This window comes from Spirosoma sp. SC4-14 (assembly GCF_037201965.1).
Lineage (GTDB): Bacteria > Bacteroidota > Bacteroidia > Cytophagales > Spirosomataceae > Spirosoma.
Map to the genome: position 1 here is coordinate 6,817,612 of NZ_CP147518.1, position 13,306 is coordinate 6,830,917.

Below are 13,306 nucleotides of genomic sequence, written 5' to 3' on the forward strand. Positions count from 1 at the left end.
ATTTTTTCAAAGTTGCCCCGCTTTCAATTGTTTAGCTGCATAATCAGCAGCACGAGCCGTTAGAGCCATATAGGTTAACGATGGATTTTGCGTGGAAGTTGAGGTCATACAGGCACCATCGGTCACGAACACGTTGGGACAATTATGGAGTTGATTCCAGCGGTTCAGCAACGATGTTTTAGGATCTTTCCCCATCCGAACGCCCCCCATTTCATGGTTTTCGCTACCCGGTCGGCGCTGCGTGTCGATAGTCCTAATGTTGGTGAAACCACATTGGCTGTACATTTCGGTAAACTGCTCGAAAAAGTCTTTAAGGATTTTCTCGTCGTTCTCGTCATACGCGACTGAAATCCGTAGTTGCGGTATTCCCCAGGCATCCGTCTGCGTTTTATCGAGCCTGACCGTACTGGTTTCTTTGGGAATGGTTTCAGCCATCATGCTGGACCCAATTTGCCAGGGTCCTAACTGACGTTCGAGTAGCTTTTCTTTCAGCGATGCACCGATCATATCAGGATTTTGCAGCACCGACCGCGATGCGCTGAACGTTGATGCATAACCCCGCAGGAAATCGGTTTCCTGCTTTAGTACATTTCGAAATCGGGGAATATAGCAGCTATTGGGGCGTTGACTGCGGGTTGTTGACTCCAGCAGTCCATCATATTCGGCAGCCATCCGCCCCCGATAGCTATGAAATGCAATGAATTTACCTAACAGGCCATTATCATTTCCCAATCCATTCGGAAAACGGTGCGACATGGAGTTAAGCAGGAGTAGATTAGTGTTCAGGGCTGATGCATTCAGAAAAACAATTCGGGCAAAATATTCGGTCATTTCACGACTGTGTGCATCAATTACCCGTACGCCCGTTACGCGTTTTTTAGTTTCATCGTAAATCAGTGAATGCACAACCGAATAGGGTCGAAGGGTGAGTTTCCCGGTTTTGGCTGCCCACGGCAGCGTCGACGCATTGCTGCTGTAATAACCGCCATAGGGACACCCTCGCTCACACAATAATCGGTTCTGGCACTGTGCTCTCCCCTGCTGATTGTGAATGGCCGCTGGTTGAGTCAGATGAGCCGCCCGACCCATAATAACATGACGATCAGCATAACGATTACGAATCTGTTTCTGGAAATACGACTCTACACACGACATTTCGTGCGGAGGCAGAAATTCCCCGTCGGGTAGCGTAGCCAGTCCATCGCGGTTGCCGGTGATTCCCACAAACCGTTCAACATAGCTATACCACGGAGCCAGATCTTTGTAGCGAATGGGCCAGTCGACGGCATAGCCATCGCGGGCGGGTCCGTCAAAATCGAAATCGCTCCACCGCTGCGTCTGGCGCCCCCATGTTAGCGAACGTCCTCCAACCTGATACCCATGCAACCAGTCGAACGGTTTCTCCTGAATGTAGGCCTGATCGCTGTCTTTTGCGAAGAAGTGCATGGTATCTTCGCGAAATGCGTAGTTCCGACTCGAAATCGGATTTTCCTGACGCACTTTCAACGGCAACTGGCCCCGATGTTCTACCTCCCACGGATTTAACAACATGGTTGGGTAGTCGACAATATGTTTCACATCACGACCACGCTCCAGAACCAGCGTTCGAAGTCCATTTTTAGTTAGCTCTTTAGCGGCCCATCCGCCACTAATTCCAGAACCAATCACAATAGCGTCGAATGTTCGGGTATCCAGACTATCACCAATCAGATTTGCCATATATATCGAAAGAGCGAAAGTGTGAAAGAGCGAAAGAATGATTGATCGCTTTAATAGCGCAGTCAAGCACTCTTTCGCTCTTTCACACTTTCACTCTTTAGTTTATTCTTTCCCGTGTGCAGTTTTGTAGTGTTCGCGAAGCAGATCCTCACCAAAGTCGTTGGTTAGGTCGCGCACAACCGTGTGGATGTGGTTGGCATTGGTTTGTGTGTTGTCGTATTCGATCAGAATCGTAGGCCCATGAATCCGATAATACCAGCCTTTGCCCTCGCCTAGTTCTGGGGTCTGATCGCCAGCCCAGCCAAACCGAAGACTGTCCAGGCCGATTTTCTTCAGCTTATCCATCTGCTGGTTGGCCAGCGTGATACGGTAGTTATCCAGATACGCCTGCAACAGGTTCATAAATAGTTTACGCTGGTCTTCATTCATTTCATCGTATCGCAAACCATCCATTTTTTCCAGAACGGCGCTCCGTTTATTGCTCGTAACCATTTCAGGGTAAGCTACTGTAGCCAGTATTGCTTTCTTCTTCTGGTCGGCATTTAGAGTTTTCAATAATGCAAAAGCACGCTCGGTTTCTTTTTTCAGGATTTCCCGACCTCGCTGAGGGAGATCTTTCACCCGAGGGTCCGACATTCGTTTATCGGCCATGTGTGGATCGTATTGCAAAACAGCCGGGTTGCTTCCGAAAAAGGTTGGTGTTTGGGCCAGTATTTTACCCGTCTGCGCTATAAACTGCAGTGACAGATGGTGACCTTCAACCCGCCAGCTCCAGGGGTCTTTCGATGCGGGATCGCCAAAGATGGTAAACGAATAATTTTCCGGATCACGATAGGTATCGTTGGGTGGGCGGTTATCAATAACCCGCAACACATTTTCCATATCCATAATTGACGCGGCTTTATCGTACCCCTGTTGGCTTAATCCCGTTTTGAGAATTGCCATGGCCGCCTTGCGTTGGTCGGGAGTCATCTGTTTCAGGGGGAGGCCTTTGCGCTCTCGTGGAACGAAATGCCAATTGAATCGCTCGGCATCGTCGAAGGCAAACGTGGCCTGCTTATGCTGCTCAGGCGTTAGTGACTGGAGAAACGTCTGCGCGGCTTCCCGCATTTCATCGCGCATTTTTTGCGTCGATGACTTAGATTTTGCAGGGGCTACGCTTTGGGCCAGCGTTTGTCCTACTATCAAACAGCAGAGAATGATTCGGATCATAACCAACGAGAGTAAGGCTTTATTGGTAAAGCCTTACTCTCGTTGAATTTACTGAACGTTGAATTGGACTTTTTGTCCATACAGGCCTAGAGGCCTATTTTAGACATTAAGTGTCCAATCTTAATAAAGTTTTAATCAATTCCTGATTTTTGCTAACAACCCGGCGGGTTCTTTAGTTGTAGAAATAAATCCACTGTCACGCTACGATTATGTCAACCCGGCCACCGAATAATGGCTTTGGTCCACTCGACCATCTTGCTATGCGCTACTTACGGCAGGCTCTCGACACATCTCATCCAAGTGATGAGCCTTATGTACTTAATCCGATAGAAAGTCGGGTTATCCGACGTACAAAAGTGCTAACACTTACCCTCGCAGCACTGTTGGGTATTATGGGTGTGTTGCTTCTTTACATTCCTCAGTATAACTGGCCAGATCTGTTTCAGGACACGCCCGTAAATCTGTTCGGTACGCTGTATTATATACCCGTTGTTACCACACTTTATGGATTATTGCTGGTCTACATTGAGGTTAACCTGCTGGTTGGGTTAAACTTGTTGGGGGTGAAAGCCATTATGCAGATCTGTCAGTTTCCCCGTGCCCATGACGCCCAATATGACCGACATTTGCAGGCTCTTGCCGACGCTGCTCTGGAAAAAACAAATCGGGGAATTCTGCGCTTCGGTATAGACCCTTATCTGAATATGCCGCGCTGGGGCCTAACCATTTTTTTTCTGCTCAATATTGCCAAAGCAGCACTCAGCAACCTGGCTCTGAAATTTTTGTTAAAGCGCTTTTTAGGCCGGTTTGCTTTGCGTCAGCTAACCGATCTGGCCGGAATGCCCATTTATGCCGCCTGGAATGCCTGGGCATCCTGGCAGGTTCTGCACGAAGCGCAGGTGCGTGTTATGGCCCCGCTCACAATTCGGGAATTTGTGAATGAACTCCACGACCAATGGGGCACCAACGAACAGTTTCGGCCCTTGATTCTGGAAGCCCTTCAATACGTTGCTATTTTGAAACGTCAGTATAATTATGCCCACTTTCTGCTGACCGAAACGCTGGTCGATCGGTTCGATTTGCGAACGAACGTTACCTTAACCGGCCACTTTATTGAACGAGCTAATAATGCACCCATCGAAATTCGGAGAAGTCTGGAGCGATTGATTGTGTTTGGTGTATTGATTGACGGAAAACTCTCCTGGTTTGAAAAACAAAAGCTTCGTCAGCTCCGGGCCAACAATTTTCTGAACTACTCAGTAGAAGACATCCAGCGCATTGGTGCTGCTTATAACCAGGGACGGGGTCTTTGGGTATAAGCATAGATTACGAATCGACCTCCACCGAATCATCTTTGGTAACCCGCACTTCATGTATCCGCTTATCGTCGGCCGACAGTACGTCAAAGGTAAAACCACCGTAGGTAGTCTGATCACCAGCTACGGGAAGCCGACTGAATAGCTCCAGCAACAGCCCCCCCAACGATTCGCTGTCGCCCTGAACAGCTTCGAAAGTTGTAGCATCGACGTTCAGAATCCGGCACACATCCGTAATTGGCACTTTTCCTTCGAAGACCACAGTACGCTCATCTTCGCGCCGATAACCTGCCGGAATTTCATCATCAAATTCGTCGTTGATGTCACCAAAAATTTCCTCAATGATGTCTTCCAGGGTTACCAGGCCACGTGTTCCGCCATATTCATCGACAACAATGGCCATATGTACCCGCCGTTTCTGAAAATCCTGCAACAGATCATCCACTTTTTTGTTTTCCGGAATAAAGAAAGCCGGACGAAGTAAAGACTGCCACCTAAAAGAATCGTCTTCGTGAATATGTGGAAGCAGATCTTTTATATAGAGTATACCATCGATCTGATCGAGTGATTCTTTGTAGACTGGAACCCGCGAATAGCCCGATGCATTAATCTGGCTCATCAATTCGGAGAAGAGCAGATCGTCTTCTACAGCTGATATATCGAGTCGTGCCCGCATTACCTGACGCGCGGTTAGGTTGCCGAAATTAACAATGCCTTTCAGGATTTCTTTTTCTTCAGTTGTAGCATCGTTTCCGGTCAGATCAACAGCCTGGCTCAGTTCTTCGGCCGAGAGTTTATACCCCCGGCGCTCAATCCGTTTATCAACCTGATTGCTAAGACTGACCAACAACATGGCTAACGGACGAAGAACAGCCAGGCCAATTTTTGCCAGCGGGGCAGTGCGTCGGGCAACAGCCATATTATTCTGGCTGGCATATACCTTAGGCACTATCTCTCCGAATAAGACGATAGCCAGCGTTGTTATAAGGGTCACTGTGGCAAGTACCCACTTCGACCCATGCGAAATCTGGGAGAACTCCCAGGTCAGATAGGTAACAATAACAACGACAGCAATATTGAGCAGATTATTAAAAATGACCAACGACGCCAGAAGTCGCTTTGGGCGATCCAGCAGACTGGCAATACGCTGATCGCCGGGCAATACGCTATTGCGGCAACGCGCCCGATCGTCAGGAGAAAGCGAAAAGAATGCCGCTTCGGAGGCCGACACTAAACCGGCCAGCACCAATAGCAGCAGAATCAGGGCCGCATAAGGGCCGTATAAATCAAAATAGGTGCCCCAACCATCTATGGCTGGGAGCACCTGTCGAGGAAGAGGATCACTACCGGGGTCCATGTATATCAGATCTCGTTCAACAATAGAGCCTCCAGTAGTTAGAACGGCAGATCATCGTCGCCACTGTTGCTCTCAAAAGGTACGGGGTCGGGCTCCCGGCGCCGGTCAGATGTTCCGGCTGGCTGTTGCCGAGGCCGTTCGGCGGCTGCCTGCGGGCGTGAAGCCGGGGCTGACTGAGGAACTGCTTGCTGGCGCGGTGGGGCCGGGGCAGCCTGTTGCTGAACAGGCGCTTCGTATGATCCGCCATCCTGCCGCTCATTAGGGCCACCTAAAAACTGGAATGTCGTTGCCCGAACACCCAGCGAAAATCGTTCTTTCCCTTCCCGATCCGTATAGGTTTCGGTACGTAAACGGCCCTCTACATAAATTTGCTGCCCTTTACGTAAATATTTTTCAATTGTTTTTGCCTGATCGTTCCAGGCTTCAACCCGGAACCATTCAGTTGATTCAACCTGTTCGCCAGTACGAGTTGTATATCGTTCATTAGTGGCAACGCTAAACCGGGCAACAACCGATCCTCCATCCAGATAACGGACCTCGGGATCATTGCCGACATTACCAATAATAATTACTTTGTTAAGGCTTGCCATGCGCTGTGTTTTGTTATTTACGTATGATAAATAAGTGGGGATTAAAGAGATTAAAGATACTGAAACAAACGCACTTATCCAAACGTATTTTCTAAATAGTTCGTAATTAAAACGGGCTTTGGCAGATGGCTGATTTCGGCCATAGAATACCATTTAAAACCCGTAGGCAAACTTCCCGAAAACGTATCAGGCAAGTCGATCAGATAAAAAACCGCCCGAATTCGCTGATGCGACAATAGCTGCATTGCCTCGGTGGGCACAGACGCCAGAACGCCCTGAAAAGCCAATTCGTTCACAGTATCGGGTAGCAGCAGTTCTCGGAACGCGGTTTTAGGCTCATCAGTTTCCAATAGATAAAAATCGTACAGATTTTGCCACACGTCGCGGTCTGTTCGCTCACGCATAGCGAGCTGGTTGTTGTTTCTAAAAACCAGATATTGGAAAAAGCGCTCCCGAACGGGCGCTTTTTTAGCTTTAACCGGCAGCCGATGTTGTTGCCCAGTCAGGTAGGCCACACATTGTTGCTGAACCGGACATAACAAACAATCGGGAGCAACAGGTGTACACTGAATTGCTCCAAACTCCATAATGGCCTGGTTGTAGGTAGCCGGATCATTGGCATGCTGCATAAGCCGGGTGGCTAATGCAGCAAATGTTTTCCTGGCTCCAGTTGTTGTAATGTCTTCTTCAATGCCAAACATCCGTGCCAACACCCGATATACATTTCCATCCACCACCGGAACACGTTCACTAAAGGCAAACGAAGCAATGGCGGCAGCCGTATAAACACCTATCCCCTTCATTTTCAAGAGGTCATGGTATGTTTCAGGAAACTTTCCGGCCAATTGATCCGTTATGTAACGAGCCGTCTGATGTAAGTTTCTGGCACGGGAATAATACCCAAGTCCCTGCCACAACCGCAGCAGTTCGCGCTCATCGGCACGGGCAAGATCCTGAATAGTAGGATAGGCCGTTATGAAACGCTCATAATACGGTTTTCCCTGCGCTACACGGGTTTGTTGCAGAATAACCTCGGATAACCAGATGTGGTACGGATTGCGTGTATGACGCCACGGCAAATCGCGTTTATGGTGCTCGTACCAGCGTTCCAGACTAGGTACAAATACCATTTCATTTTCGTTAAGGTCTGATTGCCAATTCAAAATAAAAAAAGAAAAAGCGTCGTTGATCAGGAAAATAGGGGCGCAGAGTTTTTATAATTTCTTAGAAACCTCTACCTTTGTGCTCCCATTTTTGACACCCGAATTTTCAACAACACAGTAAACGTTAAAGTTTAAGAAGTCGTGACGAAAGCAGACGTAATTGCAGAGATCGCCGATAAGACCGGAATCGATAAGGCCGAGGTGACGAACACCCTTGAGACCTTCTTTTCGGTGGTTAAAGACTCGTTGGCCGAGGGAGAGAATATTTATGTGAGAGGGTTCGGCAGTTTCATTAACAAGAAAAGAGCCAAGAAAGTAGCCCGGAACATCTCGAAAAACACCGCTATGGTGATCGACGAGCACTACATCCCGAGCTTCAAACCTGCCAAGGTTTTTGTTGAACAAGTAAAAACCAGCGACAGAGCAAAAGTAGCGGCTGAGTAAACAAAAAAGCAGTCCCTAACGGCTGGGCAAGTCATCCCCGATTGTTGCGACGTGACTAACTTCCCATGAATAAATCAGTGCTTCTGGTTATCGTTTTGGCTACGGCCTTAACCGCAGGTTTATATAGCCTGCCTAAGGTTGTTGTGCGTAACGAAAGTAAGCAATTGAGTAGTTCAGCGCCGGGAAGTCGCACGACGCAATCATCATCGGCTGCTCAGCCAGGGGCCGCTGCCAGTACGCCCGATGAGACGGCAATTCATGCAAAACCGTTGTCGGTCGAACAGCAGAAACAATTAAAGGCGCTGAAAGCTGATTTTTTTGCGGCTAATTCGGCAAAGAAAGAAACTGCTGGCGGTAAGTTAATTACCTTCTTTCGGGAAGTGACTCAGTATGACAGTGCGGCTTACTATGCTGATTTGATCGCTACTGAACAACCAACAGAACCGAATTTGCTTCAGGCCGGCGATGCGTATTTCGAAGCCTACACATTCGCTGTCGATGAAAAGAAAACAGCAACGCTGGGCCAGAAAACCCGGGATTTTTATCAGAAAGCCCTTGCTAAGAATCCGAATCTGCTGGCAGCCAAAGCCAATATGGCAATGACGTATGTCAGTACGGATACACCAATGCAGGGGATTATGCTTCTTCGTGAAGTTCTGCAGCAAGATCCGACAAATGAGTTGGCCTTGTTCAACTTAGGGTTACTTTCAATGCGGTCAGGTCAGTATGAACGTGCCGTTGAGCGCTTTCGTCAAATATTGGTTACCAATCCGGCGAGCCGCAAAGCACGGTTCTACCTGGGTGTCAGCCTGGCCGAATCGGGGCAGAAAGAAGAAGCCCGGAAGATATTTGCTCAGGTGAAAAAGCAGGAAAAAGATCCTCAGATTCTGGCCGCAGTTCAGGAATATGAGGAACGGCTTTCACAATGAACAGTAATCAGCAAACAGGGAGCAGTTTATGGAACGCTATATGCTGCTGACTGATTGCCGTTAACTGATATTTTGGGCTTGGCCGAGTGGCCAGCCGACATATATTTTCAACCATTAAACAGTATTGCATACTATGCCTTGCGGTAAAAAACGGAAACGTCACAAGATTGCGACACACAAGCGGAAGAAACGGCTTAGAAAAAACCGGCATAAGAAGAAATAGTAGGCAGTACGCAGTAAGCAGCAGGCAGTCAGAGAGGTTGCTTGCCAACTTGCTTCACTGTCTACTGTAGACTGCAACTGCCAACTTATTTTGAAGCCTCGTGCCGGTCTGTAAAGCCCGAACGTGGCTTCTTTTTTTTATAAAGCCATTCTTAACCGTTCATTCATCTTGTGAGTAATGAATTAGTTATCAGTTCTACTCAGAAAGGTGATCGTATTGCACTCTTGCAAAACAAGAGATTGCTGGAATATCACGAAGAAGAGTTAGACAGCAGCTTCACCGTTGGCGATCTTTACTTAGGAACAGTCAAAAAACTCTCATCGGGCCTTAATGCGGCTTTTGTCGACGTAGGTCATGAGAAAGATGGATTTTTGCACTACCAGGATCTGGGCCCGAATATTAATTCGCTCAATAAATTTGTTAAAGATGTAATCGCCAAGCGCGTCACAACCGGCCGGCTCAATAGTACTAAACTGGAGCCTGTTATCGAAAAAATCGGGAAAATCGATAAGGTACTGACGAAAAATGCTCCCATTCTGGTTCAGGTGGTAAAAGAACCCATCTCAACCAAAGGTCCACGCCTTTCCTGCGACATATCGATTGCGGGCCGTTATTTGGTCCTCGTGCCGTTTTCAGACGGCGTAAATTTGTCAAAGAAAATTACCGACCGTGCCGAACGGTCGAGGCTTCTCCGGCTTATGTCGTCGTTGAAACCACAACATTTCGGCATTATTGTACGGACTGTTGCCCAGGACAAAGATGTTGAAGAGCTAGACCGCGACCTTCAGAACTCACTTGCCAAATGGGAGCAGGCCGTAAAAGCACTCTCTGAAGCCAAACCCCGCGATCGTGTGCTGGGCGAGATGAACCGAGCATCGTCGATACTACGCGACATGCTGAACGAATCGTTCGAAAGCATTACTGTAGATACGCGCGAGTCGTATGAAGAGATTAGGGAGTATATTCACACAATTGCCCCTGACAAAGAGAAAATTGTCAAGCTTCATAATGCTAAGACAAAAATTTTTGAAGCCCTGGGGCTTGAAAAACAACTTAAATCACTCTTTGGACGATCGGTAAGTTTACCTGGCGGTGGTTATCTGATCATAGAACACACCGAAGCATTACACGTTATTGATGTCAATAGCGGTAATAAATCGAATTCTGAAGAAGATCAGGAAGCTACAGCAATTAGTGTGAATCGTGAAGCGGCCAAGGAAATAGCCCGGCAGCTTCGATTGCGCGACATGGGCGGTATCATTGTCATTGACTTCATTGACATGAAGAAAGCAGAAAACAAAAAACTTCTGCAAGACATCATGCGCGATGAAATGAAGACTGACCGGTCGAAGTTTACAATACTGCCGCTAACAAAATTTGGTCTGATGCAGATTACACGCCAACGTGTTCGGCCAGAAATGAACATTGTTACGCGTGAAGTTTGCCCCACTTGTGGCGGAACAGGTACCATTCAGGCAAGTGTTCTGGTAACTGACGTTATTGAGAATAATCTCGATTATATTCTGACCAAACAGAATGAGCGAGGTATTTCAATTTCTATGCACCCATTTTTATACGCGTATTATACCAAAGGACTGTTTTCCAGACAGATGCAATGGTTTTTTAAGTATAAAACCTGGATAAAGCTAATTCGGGACAGCTCGCTGGGGATTGTTAATTTTAAATTCTTCAATAAATCCGGCGAAGAAATTGAAGTTAGTAGCGTAGCCTAGTTAACTCAATAAATTCTTTAACAGATTTACTATAACGCCCTAAAAATCAATGGCCCAACTCAAATAAATTTGAATTGGGCCATTGATTTTTCATGAATGTCTTAATGGAGAACCTCCATTTCCATTAGCTCACCGAACATTTCTTTTCCGACAAGCCCTTCTACAGAATCAACCGAGTTGATGTTAAGAAGCAGATCACGTAGATCCTCCGTAATTTCATAGGTCTGATATAGCCTACGATCAAATAAAATAGGCGTTTGTTCAAGATCGCAAATCGAATAACGGTCTGTATTGAACGTTGGTCGTGCGGGCCAATGAGCAAACTGCCCCTGCTTTGGTTTCTCCGGCTCCAAAAATGAATGAATATACGTCCATCCCTCCCATTGAGCCGGGTATCGCTTCAAATAAGGCCAAAAAGCCTGATAAAGCTGAATCATTGCCTCCTGGCAATACATATCCCGATCGCTCTGGCGGATTGGCCGAATTGGATCCAGACAATGTAGTACATTAGTCAGGTCGGCCTGCCGATAGCTTACCACAGGAACAATGGGTGTTCCGGTAGCATGAGAGAGGTAACCCACCCCCTTACGGGTCAGCACCCGACGGTTGCCGAGTGGCACCGGCAAAAACTTATCTTCTTCGCCAGGCTGAGGGGCAGTTTCGGGGCTTCCATCAACATAAGCAATCAATGATCGCCCCGCCTTTAACTCCCGCAGCACTGTAAGGCCAGCCGATTGATGGCCCGTTTCAACAACACGGAAAACATTTGTCAGACCATGTTTTTTACGTAGAGCGTCAATATGCTCAATCATATCATCGCCCTGAGACCGATTCATATTATTGCCTACCAGCAAAACACAATCGACACCCCTACGAAACAATACACTGGTCAATAACCTATACGACCCCAGGTGATAGGTACAGTAAATTTTAGGGCCATCCTCATTTGTCAACAGATCTTCCGACCCTCGAATTTTAACCAAATCCCCCGCAGTCAGGCACTGCTGGTCGAATGTTGTAAACATTCGCTGCAATAGCAGTTCCTGAAACATAGCTTCATGCTGACTGCGCGGGATGGTTGGTATGATATTCTCAACATTTGCGGAAAAGGTGGTGTACTTCATCAGATACCCTTGTTCTTTCTGCAAGTTGATCTGGTTGAAATGATCACGACACCGATTCAGCTCCTGTTTATAAAGACTTCGTGCGGATGGCATAGTCTGTTAATATTAGAGTGAAAAAGTAGTCTTAGGAGCCTGCCCTTGAAATACGTTCCAGACATCGCAGCAAGGCTTATCATCGCTCATAAATTTCATAATATTAGCAGTTTCTCTCTTAGCAGCCGATAAAATAATACCTTTTTGATTCTGTACAGCTTTGATGGCGAATTGCTTTTTCATGTGACTTTTCTGTTTTAGATCGATTGTTAATTGCCTGAGTGGCTTTTTGTTTGTGTCATTTGACTGATACAAAATTAGAGCAGCCTGCCAGGGGACTCAATCGAAGAAAAGTCTCAATATCTCATGTTGGATTAGTCAATATTTACTAATAACTTAGTCCTGATTTTTGCTAAAGGAGCATGAAAGCAATACAGCTGACTAGAACTTTTTTGAAAAAGCCACAGTATGCAATAGGCATTTTGCTTGCCTTAGTATTGCTTCTTGAAGTATTATCGTGGACATCGGCATACTCGGCAAAACTTGCAAAACTATCTAACTATGGTGGTCTTGTCCCATATGTAACTGCGTTGTTTAAGGCAATGATCTTGCCAGAAGTATGTACAGCTTACATACTGGTGTCTTTATTAAATCAATATCATAATCATTTTAAAATTGATTCGGTCCCGGCCACATTGCGCGGTATTAGCCGATATGAATTAAGTTTATTGCCAATCCTCTTATTTTCATTCTTCGTTTTCAATCCGATTACAGAAACAGTTCGCTTTCTGTTAGAATCCTTTCCGGATTATTCGTTTACACATTATGTAAAAAAGTACCTGATTGGTACTTTTACAATCAATATCTATTTCAGATACCTGATTCCCATTTTATTAATTGGGTATTTCATTGCGAACATCTCGCTTATTTCTGACTACTTTAAACAGCGTCAGGAAGCTCAGCAAGAAGCTGAAAATCAGGCAGCGCTGGCAGTAGAGAATGCCAAAGCAGCGCTTGCCGCCCAAAATTCGTCTGCCCCCAATCAGCCGTCACCATATTTATCGCATCTCAAAGGGAAAAACCAGCATGGCGAATTAGACTTTCCAGTCGAAGATGTTTACTTTTTCACGATTGAAGAACGTTATTACTACGCCCAATTAGACAAAGGGCAATATTTAATTAGTAAAACCCTTAATGAATTGGATACGGATTTAGATCCAAATCGTTTTTTCCGTATAAAACGCGACTATATTGTCAATCGGCAGGCTGTATTGAACTATGCATACTGGGAAAATGGCAAATATATTGTTCGGCTGAACACACCAGATCGACACGAAATAGTGGTTCCTCGCGCTCGGATGCAGGAATTTCGCGAATGGCTTCAAGGAAGTACCAGCAATGGAGCGGCTCAAACTCCTTATGCAGACACTTCTCCCGACCCATTTATGCTGGCAAGCTAGTTG

12 protein-coding genes are annotated in these 13,306 nt (G+C 46.5%); 5 read left to right on the forward strand and 7 right to left on the reverse strand.

Annotation, left to right across the window (positions count from 1 at the left end; all coding sequences use genetic code 11):
- Positions 1-6: 6 nt before the first annotated feature.
- Positions 7-1,719 (reverse strand): GMC family oxidoreductase, encoded by a 1,713-nt coding sequence (locus WBJ53_RS28135; RefSeq protein WP_338872506.1) that lies wholly within the window; start codon positions 1,717-1,719, stop codon positions 7-9.
- A gap of 102 nt (positions 1,720-1,821) precedes the next feature.
- Positions 1,822-2,931 (reverse strand): DUF3500 domain-containing protein, encoded by a 1,110-nt coding sequence (locus tag WBJ53_RS28140; protein ID WP_338872508.1) that lies wholly within the window; start codon positions 2,929-2,931, stop codon positions 1,822-1,824.
- A gap of 209 nt (positions 2,932-3,140) precedes the next feature.
- Between WBJ53_RS28140 and WBJ53_RS28145 the strand changes: the two genes are divergently transcribed.
- On the forward strand, positions 3,141-4,250 hold the full coding sequence (locus WBJ53_RS28145; RefSeq protein WP_338872510.1) for a hypothetical protein: 1,110 nt from the start codon (positions 3,141-3,143) through the stop codon (positions 4,248-4,250).
- A 7-nt stretch (positions 4,251-4,257) separates the two neighbouring features.
- Here the strand turns inward: WBJ53_RS28145 and gldE are convergent, their stop codons facing one another.
- The 3 genes from gldE to mutY form a co-directional block, all read right to left on the reverse strand.
- The gene (gldE, locus tag WBJ53_RS28150; RefSeq protein WP_338872512.1) at positions 4,258-5,604 is read right to left on the reverse strand and encodes a gliding motility-associated protein GldE; all 1,347 of its coding nucleotides are present in this window, start codon (positions 5,602-5,604) and stop codon (positions 4,258-4,260) included.
- A 38-nt stretch (positions 5,605-5,642) separates the two neighbouring features.
- Positions 5,643-6,194 carry a single-stranded DNA-binding protein gene (gene ssb, locus WBJ53_RS28155; protein ID WP_338872514.1) on the reverse strand — a complete coding sequence of 184 codons (552 nt, stop codon included), beginning with the start codon at positions 6,192-6,194 and terminating at the stop codon, positions 5,643-5,645.
- Between the two features lie 74 nt (positions 6,195-6,268).
- Positions 6,269-7,324 (reverse strand): A/G-specific adenine glycosylase, encoded by a 1,056-nt coding sequence (gene mutY, locus WBJ53_RS28160; protein ID WP_338872516.1) that lies wholly within the window; start codon positions 7,322-7,324, stop codon positions 6,269-6,271.
- 174 nt (positions 7,325-7,498) lie between these two features.
- Between mutY and WBJ53_RS28165 the strand changes: the two genes are divergently transcribed.
- The 3 genes from WBJ53_RS28165 (at position 7,499) to WBJ53_RS28175 (ending at position 10,686) form a co-directional block, all read left to right on the forward strand.
- A complete protein-coding gene (locus WBJ53_RS28165) occupies positions 7,499-7,801 on the forward strand; it encodes an HU family DNA-binding protein (RefSeq protein WP_338872518.1) in 303 nt (100 codons plus the stop codon).
- A gap of 65 nt (positions 7,802-7,866) precedes the next feature.
- Positions 7,867-8,730, forward strand: coding sequence for a tetratricopeptide repeat protein (locus WBJ53_RS28170; protein WP_338872520.1), 864 nt, complete (start codon positions 7,867-7,869; stop codon positions 8,728-8,730).
- 393 nt (positions 8,731-9,123) lie between these two features.
- A complete protein-coding gene (locus WBJ53_RS28175) occupies positions 9,124-10,686 on the forward strand; it encodes an Rne/Rng family ribonuclease (protein WP_338872522.1) in 1,563 nt (520 codons plus the stop codon).
- A gap of 101 nt (positions 10,687-10,787) precedes the next feature.
- Here WBJ53_RS28175 and WBJ53_RS28180 read toward each other — a convergent pair whose 3' ends face one another.
- Both WBJ53_RS28180 and WBJ53_RS28185 read right to left on the reverse strand, forming a co-directional pair.
- Positions 10,788-11,903 carry a hypothetical protein gene (locus WBJ53_RS28180; RefSeq protein ID WP_338872524.1) on the reverse strand — a complete coding sequence of 372 codons (1,116 nt, stop codon included), beginning with the start codon at positions 11,901-11,903 and terminating at the stop codon, positions 10,788-10,790.
- 12 nt (positions 11,904-11,915) lie between these two features.
- Positions 11,916-12,086 carry a hypothetical protein gene (locus WBJ53_RS28185; RefSeq protein ID WP_338872526.1) on the reverse strand — a complete coding sequence of 57 codons (171 nt, stop codon included), beginning with the start codon at positions 12,084-12,086 and terminating at the stop codon, positions 11,916-11,918.
- A 179-nt stretch (positions 12,087-12,265) separates the two neighbouring features.
- Between WBJ53_RS28185 and WBJ53_RS28190 the strand changes: the two genes are divergently transcribed.
- Complete coding sequence (locus WBJ53_RS28190; RefSeq protein ID WP_338872528.1) at positions 12,266-13,303, forward strand: LytTR family DNA-binding domain-containing protein; 1,038 nt, start codon at positions 12,266-12,268, stop codon at positions 13,301-13,303.
- Positions 13,304-13,306 lie beyond the last annotated feature (3 nt).